This window comes from Rhodococcus sp. X156, assembly GCF_004006015.1.
GTDB lineage: Bacteria > Actinomycetota > Actinomycetes > Mycobacteriales > Mycobacteriaceae > X156.
In genome coordinates this window covers 2,600,419-2,613,778 of the sequence record NZ_CP034766.1, presented here as the reverse complement: position 1 = coordinate 2,613,778, position 13,360 = coordinate 2,600,419, and the positions used below count along the sequence as shown (strand labels likewise).

Here is a 13,360-nt window from a genome sequence, read left to right as displayed (position 1 = left end):
CGGTGGGCCGCGTCGCTGTGATCGGCCAGCGCACGGCCTGCGTGGGCTACGCGCTGGCCGGCGCCACCGTGCTGGCCGCCGAGGACGACGCGGCCGTGCGGCACGCCTGGCGGCAGCTGCCCGCCGACGTGGAGCTGGTGTTGCTCACCGCGGCCGCCGCGGCCGCCCTGGCCGAGCTCCGGCCGGTGGGCCGGCCACCGCTGACGGCGGTGCTGCCCGGATGAGCACCCCGGTGCGCGACCCGCTGGAGCCGGTGCGCCGCGCGGTGCTCGACCACGCCCGCGCCGAGGCCGAGACGCAGCTGGCCGCAGCCCGCGAGCACGCCGCGCAGGTGGACGCCCAGGCCCGCCGCGACGCCGAGGCGGTGGTGGCCGCCGCCCGCCGCGAGGGCGAGGCCGAGGCGGCGGCGCTGCAGGCCACGGCCCGCTCCCGCGCCCGGCGCGACGCCCGCGAGGTGGTGCTCGCCGCCCGCCAGCAGGCCTACGACGACCTGCGTGCGCAGGTCCGCGCCGCGCTGCCGGCCCTGCGCGAGGACCCCGCCTTCCCGGCCTGGCGGCAGCGGCTGGTCGCCCACGCCCGGCAGGTGCTCGGCGAGCACGCCCGCATCAGCGAGCCACCGGAGGGCGGGGTGCGGGCGGAGGCGGACGGTCGGCTGCTGGTGCTCACCCTGGACGACGTCGCCGCGCAGGTGCTCGAGGGCCTGGGCAGCGAGGTCGAGGGGCTGTGGGCCACGGACTCCGCTGGGGCTGGTGAATCACCGTGAGCGCAAGAGTGTTTCGGGTCGCCGGCTCGCTCGTCGGGGTGCAGGACGAGCCCGGCTCGGCGGTGGCGATGAACGAGGTGCTGCTGCTGGGGGAGCACCGGCTGCCCGGTGAGGTGGTGGCCATCGCCGACGACGAGCTCACCGTGCAGGCCTACGAGGAGACCGGCGGCCTGGGCCCGGGTGCCCCCGTGCAGCCGCAGGGCGCACCGCTGTCGGCGCGGCTCGGACCGGGGCTGCTGGGCGCGGTGTTCGACGGGCTGCTGCGCCCGCTGGCCGACGCCGGCACCTGGCTCACCCCGGGGCAGGCCAGCGCCCCGCCGCCGGCGCGCACCTGGGCGTTCACCCCCACCGTCGCGGTGGGCGACGTGGTGGGCTCCGGCGACGAGCTGGGCACCGTGGCCACCGCCGGACCGCTGCGGGTGAGCGTGCTCGCGCCTCCGGGGGTGGCGGGCACGGTGGAGCAGGTCGCCGCGCCGGGTGCGCACCCCGACGACGCGGTGCTGGCCACGGTGGCCGGGGTGGGGGTGCCGATGAGCCCGCAGTGGCCGGTGCGCCAGGCCCGCCCGTACCGCGAGCGGATCTACCACCCGGAGGGCCTGCACACCGGGCAGCGCGTGCTGGACCTGCTCTTCCCGGTCGCCCGGGGCAGCAGCGCGGCGGTGCCCGGCGGCTTCGGCACCGGCAAGACCATGCTGCTGCAGCAGGTGGCCAAGTGGTGCGACGCCGACGTCATCGTCTACGTCGGCTGCGGCGAGCGCGGCAACGAGATGGCCGACGTGGTGGCCGAGCTGTCGGCGCTGGAGGATCCGCGCACCGGCGACCGGCTGATCCTGCGCACCGTGGTCATCGCCAACACCTCCAACATGCCGATGATGGCCCGCGAGGCCAGCGTCTACAGCGGCGTCACCGTGGCGGAGTACTTCCGGGACATGGGCTACCACGTGGTGCTCATCGCCGACTCCACCTCGCGGTGGGCCGAGGCGCTGCGCGAGCTCGCCTCCCGCACCGGCGAGCTGCCTGCCGAGGAGGGTTACCCCGCGCACCTCGCCTCGGCGCTGGCGGCCTTCTACGAGCGGGCCGGGCACGTGCGCACCCTCGGCGGGCGTACCGGGTCGGTCACCATCCTGGGCGCGGTCTCACCCGCCGGTGGGGACATGACCGAGCCGGTCACCGCGCACACCGAGCGGTTCGTGCGCGAGGTGTGGACGCTCGACCGCGACCTGGCCTACGCCCGGCACTACCCGGCGGTGGCCTGGGCGGGGTCGTTCTCCCGCGACGCCGCGGCGCTGGGCGGGTGGCACGCCGCCGGCGGTGACCCGGGCTGGGCGCAGCGCCGGGAGCGGGCACTGGGCTACCTCGCCGACGCCGACCGCCTCACCGCCCTGGCCGAGCTGGTGGGCGCGGCCTCGCTGCCCGGGGCGGAGCGGATGGTGATGTTGGCCGGCTCGCTGCTGCGCCAGGGGGTGCTGCAGCAGAGCGCGCTCAGCCGGAACGACGCGTTCTGCTCCACGGCCAAGGGTGCGGCACTGCTGGCGGCGGTGCTGACGGTGGTGGACCGCTGCCAGGCGCTGGTGGCCGCCGGGGTGCCGCCGGGCCGGGTGGAGGAGCTGGACTACGGGCCGCTGCTGCGGGCGGCACAGGAGACCGGCCCCACCGACGCCGCCGGGGTGCAGGCCCACCTGGACGAGGTGCTGGCCCGGCTGGACGGGCTGCAACAGGACGGGCTGGGCCAGGACGGCGACGCATGAGCGCCGCCGAGCACGCCGCCACCGACCTGGGGACGGTGCAGTACACCGACGTCGCCGAGGTGCGTGGCCCGCTGCTGGTGGTGCGCGGCGTGCGCGGCGTCGGCTGGGACGAGGCGGCGCGGATCGAGCTGGGCAGCGGCGAGACCCGCAACGGCCTGGTGCTGGAGGTGGACCGCGACCGGGTGGTGGTGCAGGTGCTCGAGGGCACCCGCGGCATCCTGCCCGGGCGCACCCGGGTGGCGTTCACCGGTGCGGCCTTCCGCATCCCGGTGGGCACCGACTGGCTGGGGCGGGTGTGCAACGGGCGCGGTCGCCCCATCGACGGCGGGCCGCCCATCTTCGGCACCACCACCGCGCCCATCTCGGGGGCGCCGCTCAACCCCACGTGGCGCGACCCGCCGGCCGACGCCGTGCTCACCGGGGTCTCCGCCATCGACGCGCTGGACACCGTGGTGCGCGGGCAGAAGCTGCCGGTGTTCTCCGTGGCCGGCCTGCCGCACCTGGAGCTGGCCACCCAGATCGCCGCCCAGGCCACCGTGGGTGACGAGCCGTTCTCGGTGGTCTTCGCCGGGATGGGGCTGACCAACACCGACGCGGCCGCGGTGCGCGACGCGCTGGAGGCCCGCTCGGCGGAGAGCGAGCTGGTGCTGCTGCTCAACACCGCCGACGACCCGGTGATCGAGCGCATCCAGACCCCGCGCATCGCGCTCACCGTGGCCGAGCACCTGGCCTTCGACACCGGCCGGCACGTGCTGGTGGTGATGAGCGACATGACCGCCTACGCCGAGGCGCTGCGCGAGGTGTCGGCCGCCCGCGGGGAGATCCCTGGGCGCCGCGCCTACCCCGGCTACCTCTACAGCGACCTCGCCTCGCTGTACGAGCGCTGCGGCCGGATCCGGGGCACGGCCGGCTCGGTGACGGTGCTGCCGGTGCTGACCATGCCCGCCGGCGACATCACCCACCCCGTCGCCGACCTCACCGGCTACATCACCGAGGGCCAGGTGGTGCTCTCCCGGGAGGTGCAGGCGGCCGGGGTGTACCCGCCGGTGGACCCGCTGAGCTCGCTGTCCCGGCTGATGCGCAAGGGCGCCGGCCCCGGGCGCACCCGCGCTGACCACCTGGACGTGGCGGCGCAGGTGATGTCGGCCCTGGCCCGCGCCCGCCAGGTGCGCGAGCTGGCCGAGCTGGTGGGCGAGGACGCGCTCAGCGACACCGACCACGCCTACCTGCGCTACCAGACGCGGGTGGAGCAGCACCTGCTGAACCAGCGCCGGGACGAGGCCCGCAGCCTGGACGACACCCTGGACCGGGCCTGGGACGCACTGGGCGTGCTGCCCCGGCGGGAGCTGACCATGCTGCCGGTGGCCCTGCTGGACGAGCACTACCGACCCGCCGGCGAGCAGGGCTGAGGGGTGCCGCGGCCGGTGCGGGTGCCGCCGGGGCGGGCCGGTCGCCTGGCCCTGCAGCGGCGGCTGGGCGCGGCCCGGCAGGGTGCGCTGCTGCTGGACCAGCAGCTGCGGGTGCTGCTCACCGAGCGCGAGCGCATCGCCGCCCAGCGCGACTCCTCCGCGGCCGGCTGGGCGGAGCTGCACCGCGACGCCGAGCGGTGGCTGCTGCACGGGGTGCTGCTCAGCGGGGAGCAGGCGGTGGACGCCGCCGCGGCACCGGTGACCGCGCAGGTGACGGTGCACTGGCGCCAGCTGATGGGGGTGCGCTACCCCGACGACGCGCAGCTGCGGGTGGATGGTCCGCCCGCCGACGCACCGCTGCCGGCCAACAGCGCACTGGTGCTGGCCCGCCGCCGCTACCAGGACGCGCTGCGGGCGGCAGTGCGCCAGGCGGCGCTGGAGACGGCGCTGGCGGTGCTGGACGGGCGGGTGGTGGCCACCCGGCGGCGGCTGCGGGCGCTGGAGCAGGGCTGGGTGCCGCGGCTGGCGGAGGCGCTGCACGAGCTGGAGCTGGTGCTGGCCGAGCAGGAGCAGGCCGACAACGTCCGGCTGCGCTGGGCTGCAGCGCGGCGCTGATTCTAGTGTGGTCAGCACCGCAGAGCGCCACTGCTCGCCGGCCAGGAAGAGGGGCACCCCATGGGCTACGTCACCGTCGGCACCGAGAACTCCACCCCCGTCGAGCTGTACTACGAGGACCACGGCAGCGGCCAGCCCGTGGTGCTCATCCACGGCTACCCGCTGGACGGGTCGTCGTGGGAGAAGCAGGTGGAGGCCCTGCTGGCGGCCGGCTACCGCACCATCACCTACGACCGGCGTGGCTTCGGGCGCTCCAGCAAGCCCGCCACCGGCTTTGACTACGACACCTTCGCCGCCGACCTCAAGGCCGTGCTGGACGAGCTGGACCTGACCGACGTGGTGCTGGTCGGCTTCTCCATGGGCAGCGGCGAGGTGATGCGCTACCTGGGCACCCACGGGTCGGGCCGGGTGGCCAAGGCCGCGGTGCTCGGGGGGTTCGGCCCGTTCCTGCTGCAGACGCCAGACAACCCCGACGGCGTGCCGCAGTCGGTGTTCGACCCGCTGCTGGCGGGGGTGAAGGCCGATCGCTACGCCTTCTTCACCCAGTTCTTCCAGGGCTTCTTCAACACCGACGAGAACCTCGGCACCCGGCTGAGCCAGGAGGCGCTGGACGCCAACACCGAGCTGGCCTACAACGCCTCCGGGCACGCCTCCATCTGGGCGCAGCCGACCTGGCTCACCGACTTCCGCGCCGACATCCCCCAGATCGACGTGCCGGTGCTGATCGTGCACGGCACCAAGGACAACATCCTGCCGATCGACAACACCGCCCGGCGGCTGCGCACCGAGCTCCCCGAGGCCACCTACGTGGAGATCGACGGCGCGCCGCACGGCATGGGCTGGACCTACGCCGAGGAGGTCAACGCCGCGCTGCTGAGCTTTCTCGCTGGTTAGCGGGATTTCGCCGCCGAATCAACCCCTGGGCAGGGCCTCCGTGGGCCGCTACATTGCAGCGGACAGTGAGACGTGTATCACAGGGGGAGTCTTCGGTGACCGAGACCGTTCAGCAGATGTTGCGCCAACGCACCGAGGACGACACCCCGGGGGTGAAGTTCGGCGACCAGCAGTGGAGCTGGCGCGAGCACCTCGCCGAGGCCGCCGCCGAGGCCGCCGTGCTCATCGCCGGCGCGCAGCCCGACCGTCCGCTGCACGTGGGCACGCTCCTGGGCAACACCCCGGACATGCTGCGCGCCATGGCCGCCGCGGGCCTCGGTGGCTACGTGCTGTGCGGCATCAACAACACCCGCCGCGGTGCCGGGCTGGCCGCCGACGTGCTGCGCGCGGACTGCCAGGTGCTGCTCACCGACGCCGAGCACCGGCCGCTGCTGGCCGGGCTGGAGCTGCCCGGGGTGCAGGTGATCGACACCTCCGACCCGGAGTGGGCGCAGCGCCGCGCGGGTGCCGGAGCGCTGGTCCCGCACCGCGAGGCCGAGGCCATGGACACCTTCATGATGATCTTCACCTCCGGCACCAGCGGCGACCCCAAGGCCGTGCAGGTGCCGCACGTGATGGCCGTGTTCGCCGCGCAGACGCTGGCGGAGAAGTACGGGCTCGGCCCGGCCGACACCTGCTACCTGTCCATGCCGCTGTTCCACTCCAACGCCGTGCTCGGCGGCTGGAGCGTGGCGGTGGCCAGCGGTGCGGCGATGGCCCCGGCGAAGTTCTCCGCCTCGCACTTCCTGGCCGACCTGCGCCACTACGACGCCACCTACCTCAACTACGTGGGCAAGCCGCTGGCCTACGTGCTGGCCACCCCCGAGCAGCCCGACGACGCCGACAACCCACTGCGGGTGGCGTTCGGCAACGAGGCCAGCGACCGCGACATCGAGGACTTCAGCCGCCGCTTCGACTGCACCGTGTGGGACGGCTTCGGCTCCACCGAGAGCGCGGTGATCGTCACCCGCGAGCCGGGCACCCCCACCGGGTCGATCGGCAAGGGCTTCGAGGGGGTGGCGATCTACCACTCCGACACCGTCGCCGAGTGCGCCACGGCCCGCTTCGACGACACCGGCGCGCTGGCCAACCCGGAGGAGGCGATCGGCGAGCTGGTCAACACCGCCGGTGCCGGCTTCTTCTCCGGCTACTACGGCGACGAGCAGGCTAGCGCCGAGCGGATGCGCCACGGCATGTACTGGTCCGGCGACCTCGCCTACCGCGACGCCGACGGCTGGATCTACCTGGCCGGACGCACCTCGGACTGGATGCGGGTGGACGGGGAGAACCTCGCCGCCGCACCCATCGAGCGGATCCTGCAGCGGCTGCCCGCCGCCAACCGGGTGGCGGTGTACGCGGTGCCCGACGAGCACATCGGTGACCAGGTGATGGCCGCGGTGGTGCTCGGCGACGAGGACACGCTCACCCCAGGCGGCCTGCAGGAGTTCCTCTCCGCCCAGGGCGACCTGTCCACCAAGGCGTGGCCCCGCTACGTCCGCATCGCACCAGACCTGCCCAGCACCGCCACCAACAAGATCCTCAAGCGCGAGCTGGTCAAGCAGGGCCCCACCGCCGGCGACGGCCAGCTGTGGGTGCGCGAGGCCGGTGGTCACCGCTACGTCCAGGCCACCTAGGTCCACGCCACCTAGGTCCACAGTGGCTCGAATGGCTGGGTGCGGCTGCGGTGTCTAGCGTCGTGGCTGCGTCAAGTCGAGGCGCACCACGGCACGCGTCGACAACCGCAAGAGAAGGGTGTTCATGATGTCCGCACCGCAGTCGCAAGCTCGATCGCTGGTTCAGTACGGTGCCCTCGTGGTGGGCGTGGTCTTCCTGCTCGTGGGGATCCTGGGCTTCATCCCCGGCGTCACCACCGACTACGACATGCTCGACTTCGCCGGGCACGAGTCCGGTGCCAAGTTGCTGGGGATCTTCGAGGTCTCGATCCTGCACAACATCGTGCATCTGCTGTTCGGCGTCGCCGGGGTGGCGCTGGCTCGCGCCGCCAACACCGCCAAGCTCTACCTGATCGTCGGCGGGATCATCTACCTGGTGCTGTGGATCTACGGTCTCGTCATCGACAAGGACAGCGGCGCCAACTTCATCCCGGTGAACACCGCAGATGACTGGCTGCACTTCGGCCTCGGGGTCGGCATGATCGCCCTGGGCTTCCTGCTGCCCTACCTCGACGCCAAGCGGCGCGCCGACGTGCGGACGAGCCCCACCGCCTGAGCTCCCCACTGATCCGTCCACGGGCCTGCACCTCGGTGTGGGCCCGTGGCGTGTGCGCAACACGTAACCCAGACGTTTCGCTGCGTAACGGGTGAGCATTCCGACGGTGACCAACCGGCAATAGTCGGGGTCTGTACTTGCCTCCAGGCCAGAGCGGATCTGGCTTCCCGCGCACCCAGGAGGCACTCGTGTCGGACATCGACCAGACCATCGCCGAGAACATGCAGCGCTCGCTGGAGGAGATCCCGCACCCGGCACTGCCCAAGGGCACCAACATCTACGGCTCCACCAAGATCTTCCCCGACTACCAGGCTGAGAACGGCGAGAGCTACTTCACCCTGGTGCACGGCATCGCCCACGAGTCCTCGGTGAGCTTCGTGGCGGTGCTGCAGGCCACCCGGGCGCTGCGCAAGGGCTTCGAGTCGGCCATCTACTTCTACGGACCGGGCGCGATGAACGCCATCGCCACCCGCGGCTTCCCCACGGCCGGCGACAGCGGCTTCCCGGGCGAGCAGAACATCAACGACGCGCTCTGCAGCTTCATCAAGGAGGGCGGCACGGTGTTCGCCTGCCGCTTCGGCCTCGCCCTGCACGGCCTGCGCGAGGAGGACCTCATCGAGGGCGTCATTCCGGCGCACCCGCTGGACGTGCAGGACGCCCTCATCCACTACGCCCGCAAGGGCGCCATCATCAACTCGACCTACATGGTCTGAGGCGGTGGCACCCCGTGAGCCTCTCCACCCGAGCTGACCTCGCCGTCCGCGGGGTCCGGCTGCTGGACGCGCCGGTGCGCCGGCGCTCCGGAGCCGGGCCCAGCGACGACGGGCACGTCCTCATCGGCGGCGTGGGCGGCGCCATCCCGATCCGCTCCGACAGCCCCTACGAGGTGAGCGGCAACCGCCTGCTGCTCGACGGCACCGACATGGGCGTGGACATCACCCCCGTGCAGCGGCCGCGCTTCTACGACCTGGCCACCGCCGAGGGGGTCTCCTACGAGCAGATCGCCCGGCTGCACGGCACCAACGTGCTGGCCACCACGGTGGTGCAGACCTGCATCCGCTACGACCCGTCGCAGCGCTGCCGGTTCTGCTCCATCGAGGAGTCGCTCAACGCCGGCTCCACCATCGCGGTGAAGCGGCCGGAGCAGCTGGCCGAGGTGGCCGAGGCCGCGGTCCGCCTGGACGGGGTGCGCCAGATGATCATGACCACCGGCACCTCCGCGGCCACTGACCGCGGGGCGCGTCACCTGGCCCGCTGCGTGCGAGCGGTGAAGGCGGCGGTGCCGGACATGGCGATCCAGGTGCAGTGCGAGCCGCCGGGGGACCTGCACACCATCACCGAGCTGCACGAGGCCGGGGCGGTGTCCATCGGCATCCACGTGGAGTCCCTGGACGACGAGGTGCGCCGCCGGTGGATGCCGGGCAAGTCCACCGTGGCGCTGGCGGAGTACCGGCGGGCGTGGGCGGAGGCGGTGCGGGTGTTCGGCCGCAACCAGGTCAGCACCTACCTGCTGATCGGGCTGGGCGAGGACCCCGACGAGCTGGTGGCCGGGGCCGCCGAGCTCATCGCGCTCGGGGTGTACCCGTTCGTGGTGCCGTTCCGCCCGCTGGCCGGCACCCTCGCCGTCGCGGACGGGGCCCAGGCGCCCTCGGCCGAGCTGGTGGAGGACGTCACCCGGCGGGTGGCCAAGGAGCTGCAGGCCGCCGGGATGCTCGGGGCCGACCAGAAGGCCGGCTGCGCGGCCTGCGGGGCGTGCAGCGTGCTGCAGAACGCGGGCGGCTGAGATGACCGTGCTGGACGTGGCGCTGCTGGCCGGGGTGCAGCCCAGCCCGCTGCCGGCCTTCCTCCTCGCCCCGGCAGAGACTCCACAGGCGCTGGCCGCCTACCGGGCGCTGCGGCGGGAGACCTTCGTGGCCGAGCAGGGCCTGTTCACCGGCACCGACCGCGACGACGTGGACGACGACCCGCGCGCGGTGGTGCTGGTGGCCACCGACGGTGCGGGCCGGGTGCTGGGCGGGGTGCGGCTGGCGCCGAGCACCGCCGTGGACCTGGGCTGGTGGGCGGGCAGCCGGCTGGTGGTGGCCGCCGGTGCCCGCCACGGCAGCAGCATCGGCAAGGCGCTGGTGCGGGCGGCGTGTGCGCACGCCGAGACCCACGGGGTGCTGCGCTTCGACGCCACCGTGCAGCCCCAGCACGAGGCGATGTTCGCCCGGCTGGGCTGGACGCGGGTGGGCGACACCGTGCTGCAGGGACGTCCGCACGTGCAGATGCTGTGGCCCATCGACCGGGTGCAGCGGCTGGTGGAGGGCACCAAGGCGGTGCTGGCCGACGCGCTGGCTCCGCTGGGGCAGGTGCCGATGGGACTGGGCGGCAGCGGCTTCCGCGGTGACGACGGGGTGCCGGTGCCGGGCAGCGACCTGGTGGCTGCCTGCGACGCCATCGTGCCCGCGATGGTGCAGCGCGACCCGGAGTGGGCGGGCTGGTGCGCGGCGCTGGTCAACCTCAACGACCTCTCCGCCATGGGCGCCACCCCGGTGGGGCTGCTCGACGCGGTCGGCGCGCCCAACCGCTCGGTGCTCACCCGGGTGATCCGCGGCCTGGCCCGCGCCGCCCAGACCTGGGGCGTGCCGGTGCTGGGCGGGCACACCCAGCTGGGGGTGCCCGCGGCGCTGTCGGTCACCGCGCTGGGGCGCACCACGCACCCGGTGCCCGCCGGTGGGGGACGCCTGGGCGACGTGCTGCGGCTGACCGCCGACCTGGGCGGGCAGTGGCGCCCGGGCTACCAGGGCCAGCAGTGGGACTCCACCTCCGGACGCACCGGCGAGGAGCTCACCACGATGGGCTCCTTCGTGGCCCGGGCTCGGCCGGCCGCGGCCAAGGACGTCAGCATGGCGGGTCTCGCCGGCACCACCGGGATGCTGGCCGAGGCCAGCGGGCTGGGCGCGGTGCTCGACGTCGCGGCGCTGCCCCGTCCCCGCGGGGCAGCCATGGGCGACTGGATGACCTGTTTTCCCGGCTTCGCCATGGTGACCGCCGACCGTCCTGGTCGTGCCGTGCCACCGGCGGGGCCGGCCACCTCCGCGGTGTGCGGAGAGCTCACGACCGAACCCGGGGTCAGCCTGCGCTGGCCCGACGGGATGACCACCCGCGCGGTGCACAGCACCGTCACAGGACTGGGAGCAGCATGAGCACCACCGGAATCTCCGTCGCCGCCGCCGAGTTCGGCCGCGACCTGGAGCAGAGCTACGCCACCATCGCCGCGCTGATGGAGCAGGCCCGCGCCGCCGGCAGCCAGCTGCTGGTGCTGCCCGAGGCCTGCCTCGGCGGGTACCTGCCCAGCCTGGGCGGGGGCACCGAGGACGAGGAAGCCCGGCAGCGCCGGCTGGCCAACCTGCCGCCCGCGCTGGAGCTGGGCGGGCCGGAGCTGCGCCGGGTGCGGGAGCTGGCCGGGGACCTGGTGGTCACGCTCGGCTTCTGCGAGGCCGACGGCGACACCCGCTACAACGCCGCGGTCACCCTCACCGGCGACGGCATCCTCGGCTCCTACCGCAAGGTGCACCAGCCGCTGGGGGAGAACCTCTGCTACGCCGCCGGCACCGGCTTCGCCGCCTTCGACACTCCGGTCGGCCGGATGGGCATGCAGATCTGCTACGACAAGGCCTTCCCCGAGGCCGCCCGCGCGCTGGCCCTGGACGGGGCGGAGATCATCACCTCGCTGTCGGCCTGGCCCACGGCGCGGACCTCGCCGGCGGAGACCCTGGAGGCCGACCGCTGGAAGCAGCGCTTCGACATCTACGACCGGGCTCGGGCCACCGAGAACCAGGTGGTGTGGGTGGCGTCCAACCAGGCGGGCACCTTCGGCTCGCTGCGCTTCGTGTGCAGCGCCAAGATCGTCGGCCCCGGCGGGGAGGTGCTCGCCGACACCGGAACCGCACCCGGGCTGGCGTCGGCGCGCCTCGACGTGCAGGCCGAGCTGGCGGCCATCCGCGGCGGCGGCATGTACAACCTGCGCGACCGCCGCCCCGAGCTCTACGGCGACGTGGTGGAGGCCAACCGGGTGGCGCAGGAGGTGCTCGCCCATGCCTGAGATGACCTTCACCGTGCAGTGGCCCGACGGCACCTGCCAGTCCTGCTACTCCCCGTCGCTGGTGATGCACGACCACCTCACCGCGGGCGAGACCTACGCGGTGGCGGAGTTCCTGGCCCGCAGCCGGACCGCGCTCAACGAGGCCAGCGAGCGGGTGCGCGCCAAGTTCGGCACGTACTGCACCTCGGCGATGCAGCAGGTGGCCGAGCTGGAGGCCGCAGCTGCCCAGCACGACCCCAGTGCCCCGGTGCGGGTGCTGGCCATGAACCCGGCGAGCGTCCCCGGAGGTGTGCGATGACCGAGCAGCGCGAGGTGGTGGTGGTCGGCGGCGGCCAGGCCGGGCTGAGCATCAGCTGGCACCTGGTGCAGCAGGGGGTGGACCACGTGGTGCTCGAGCGCGACACCGTGGCGCACGAGTGGCGGGACAGCCGCTGGGACAGCTTCACCCTGGTGACGCCGAACTGGCAGTGCACCTTGCCCGGTTACTCCTACGCCGGCGACGACCCCGACGGGTTCATGACCCGCGAGCAGACCTACGACTTCGTCCGCGGCTACGCGGAGAGCTTCCCGGTGCCGCTGCGCGAGGGCGTGACGGTGACCTCGGTGCACCAGGCGGCCGACGGCGGCTTCGACGTGGACACCACCGCGGGGCCGATCCACTGCCGGCAGGTGGTGGTGGCCACCGGCGGCTACCACCTGCCGGTGATCCCGCGGTTGGCCGAGCGGCTGCCTGCCTCGCTCGTGCAGCTGCACTCCTCGCAGTACAAGTCCGCGGACGCGCTGCCGCCGGGAGAGGTGCTGGTGGTGGGCAACGGCCAGTCCGGTGCCCAGATCGCCGAGGACCTGATGCTCTCCGGACGCACCGTGCACCTGGTGACCGGCAGCGCCCCGCGGGTAGCGCGGTTCTACCGCGGCCGGGACTGCGTGGCGTGGCTGCACGACATGGGCACCTACGACGTATCCATCGCCGAGCACCCCGGCGGGCTGGCCAAGCGGGAGAACACCAACCACTACGTCACCGGCCGCGACGGCGGGCGCGACATCGACCTGCGCGACTTCGCCCGGCGGGGGATGAAGCTGTACGGGCGGCTGCTGGAGGTCACCGACGACACCCTGCAGCTGGCGCCCACGCTGGGCCGCTCGCTGGACGCCGCCGACCAGGTGATGGAGTCCATCAAGGACTCCATCGACGCCCACATCGAGCGCGCGGGAATCGACGCACCGACGGAGCCGCGCTACCAACCGGTGTGGACCCCGGAGCGCGAGGTGACCGAGCTGCGCCTGGACGAGGTCGGCGTCACCTCGGTCGTCTGGTCCATCGGCTTCCGCACCGACTACCGGTGGCTGCACGCCGGGGTCTTCGACGGCGAGGGGCGGCCCTGCCACCAGCGCGGGGTGACGGCCGTGGACGGGCTGTACTTCCTGGGGCTGCCCTGGCAGCACACCTGGGGCTCCGGCCGCTTCGCCGGCGTGGCCCGCGACGCCGCGCACCTGGCCGAGCAGATCCTCGCCGCCGCGCCGGTCAGCGCCGCGCCGGTCAGCCCGTTGCACGCGGCGCTGGCCTAGGCCACCGTGC

Annotated in this window: 14 protein-coding genes; all 14 read left to right on the top strand. The window is 73.7% G+C overall.

The annotated features are described in order from the left end of the window. The first annotated feature begins 2 nt into the window (after window positions 1–2). The 14 genes from ELX43_RS12355 (at window position 3) to ELX43_RS12290 (ending at window position 13,350) form a co-directional block, all read left to right on the top strand. A complete protein-coding gene (locus ELX43_RS12355; RefSeq protein WP_127783691.1) occupies window positions 3–224 on the top strand; it encodes a V-type ATP synthase subunit F in 222 nt (73 codons plus the stop codon). Beyond that, a complete protein-coding gene (locus tag ELX43_RS12350; RefSeq protein ID WP_127783690.1) occupies window positions 221–763 on the top strand; it encodes a V-type ATP synthase subunit E family protein in 543 nt (180 codons plus the stop codon). Before ELX43_RS12355 ends, ELX43_RS12350 begins: the two co-directional genes overlap by 4 nt. Beyond that, complete coding sequence (locus ELX43_RS12345) at window positions 760–2,511, top strand: V-type ATP synthase subunit A (protein ID WP_164860653.1); 1,752 nt, start codon at window positions 760–762, stop codon at window positions 2,509–2,511. The genes ELX43_RS12350 and ELX43_RS12345 overlap by 4 nt, the downstream gene beginning before the upstream one ends. Beyond that, the gene (locus ELX43_RS12340) at window positions 2,508–3,920 is read left to right on the top strand and encodes a V-type ATP synthase subunit B (RefSeq protein WP_127783688.1); all 1,413 of its coding nucleotides are present in this window, start codon (window positions 2,508–2,510) and stop codon (window positions 3,918–3,920) included. The genes ELX43_RS12345 and ELX43_RS12340 overlap by 4 nt, the downstream gene beginning before the upstream one ends. A 15-nt stretch (window positions 3,921–3,935) precedes the next feature. Next, a complete protein-coding gene (locus tag ELX43_RS12335) occupies window positions 3,936–4,535 on the top strand; it encodes a V-type ATP synthase subunit D (protein WP_164860652.1) in 600 nt (199 codons plus the stop codon). A 60-nt stretch (window positions 4,536–4,595) separates the two neighbouring features. Continuing rightward, entirely contained in the window at window positions 4,596–5,429 is an 834-nt protein-coding gene (locus ELX43_RS12330; RefSeq protein WP_127783686.1) for an alpha/beta hydrolase, read from the top strand. Window positions 5,430–5,524: 95 nt separating this feature from the next. Next, window positions 5,525–7,102, top strand: a complete 1,578-nt coding sequence (fadD1, locus tag ELX43_RS12325; protein WP_127783685.1) for a fatty-acid--CoA ligase FadD1 — start codon at window positions 5,525–5,527, stop codon at window positions 7,100–7,102. 124 nt (window positions 7,103–7,226) lie between these two features. Then, window positions 7,227–7,697 (top strand): DUF4383 domain-containing protein, encoded by a 471-nt coding sequence (locus tag ELX43_RS12320; RefSeq protein WP_127783684.1) that lies wholly within the window; start codon window positions 7,227–7,229, stop codon window positions 7,695–7,697. Between the two features lie 188 nt (window positions 7,698–7,885). Continuing rightward, window positions 7,886–8,410 carry an MSMEG_0572/Sll0783 family nitrogen starvation response protein gene (locus tag ELX43_RS12315; RefSeq protein ID WP_127783683.1) on the top strand — a complete coding sequence of 175 codons (525 nt, stop codon included), beginning with the start codon at window positions 7,886–7,888 and terminating at the stop codon, window positions 8,408–8,410. 14 nt (window positions 8,411–8,424) lie between these two features. Beyond that, window positions 8,425–9,480: an MSMEG_0568 family radical SAM protein gene (locus ELX43_RS12310; RefSeq protein WP_127783682.1), complete on the top strand. Its 1,056-nt coding sequence runs from the start codon at window positions 8,425–8,427 to the stop codon at window positions 9,478–9,480. Between the two features lies 1 nt (window position 9,481). Beyond that, window positions 9,482–10,885: an MSMEG_0567/sll0787 family protein gene (locus ELX43_RS12305; RefSeq protein WP_127783681.1), complete on the top strand. Its 1,404-nt coding sequence runs from the start codon at window positions 9,482–9,484 to the stop codon at window positions 10,883–10,885. Next, entirely contained in the window at window positions 10,882–11,784 is a 903-nt protein-coding gene (locus ELX43_RS12300; RefSeq protein ID WP_127783680.1) for a carbon-nitrogen hydrolase family protein, read from the top strand. The genes ELX43_RS12305 and ELX43_RS12300 overlap by 4 nt, the downstream gene beginning before the upstream one ends. Next, window positions 11,777–12,082, top strand: a complete 306-nt coding sequence (locus ELX43_RS12295; RefSeq protein WP_127783679.1) for an MSMEG_0570 family nitrogen starvation response protein — start codon at window positions 11,777–11,779, stop codon at window positions 12,080–12,082. Before ELX43_RS12300 ends, ELX43_RS12295 begins: the two co-directional genes overlap by 8 nt. Beyond that, window positions 12,079–13,350 (top strand): MSMEG_0569 family flavin-dependent oxidoreductase, encoded by a 1,272-nt coding sequence (locus ELX43_RS12290; protein ID WP_127783678.1) that lies wholly within the window; start codon window positions 12,079–12,081, stop codon window positions 13,348–13,350. Before ELX43_RS12295 ends, ELX43_RS12290 begins: the two co-directional genes overlap by 4 nt. The last annotated feature ends 10 nt before the right edge of the window (window positions 13,351–13,360 follow it).

What these genes read in the sequence shown, in the direction of transcription:
- ELX43_RS12320 (WP_127783684.1), top strand. Translation starts at nt 7,227, where the DNA reads ATGATGTCCGCACCGCAGTCGCAAGCTCGATCGCTGGTTCAGTACGGT.
- ELX43_RS12300 (WP_127783680.1), top strand. Translation starts at nt 10,882, where the DNA reads ATGAGCACCACCGGAATCTCCGTCGCCGCCGCCGAGTTCGGCCGCGAC.
- ELX43_RS12305 (WP_127783681.1), top strand. Translation starts at nt 9,482, where the DNA reads ATGACCGTGCTGGACGTGGCGCTGCTGGCCGGGGTGCAGCCCAGCCCG.
- ELX43_RS12340 (WP_127783688.1), top strand. Translation starts at nt 2,508, where the DNA reads ATGAGCGCCGCCGAGCACGCCGCCACCGACCTGGGGACGGTGCAGTAC.
- ELX43_RS12330 (WP_127783686.1), top strand. Translation starts at nt 4,596, where the DNA reads ATGGGCTACGTCACCGTCGGCACCGAGAACTCCACCCCCGTCGAGCTG.
- ELX43_RS12295 (WP_127783679.1), top strand. Translation starts at nt 11,777, where the DNA reads ATGCCTGAGATGACCTTCACCGTGCAGTGGCCCGACGGCACCTGCCAG.
- ELX43_RS12350 (WP_127783690.1), top strand. Translation starts at nt 221, where the DNA reads ATGAGCACCCCGGTGCGCGACCCGCTGGAGCCGGTGCGCCGCGCGGTG.
- ELX43_RS12290 (WP_127783678.1), top strand. Translation starts at nt 12,079, where the DNA reads ATGACCGAGCAGCGCGAGGTGGTGGTGGTCGGCGGCGGCCAGGCCGGG.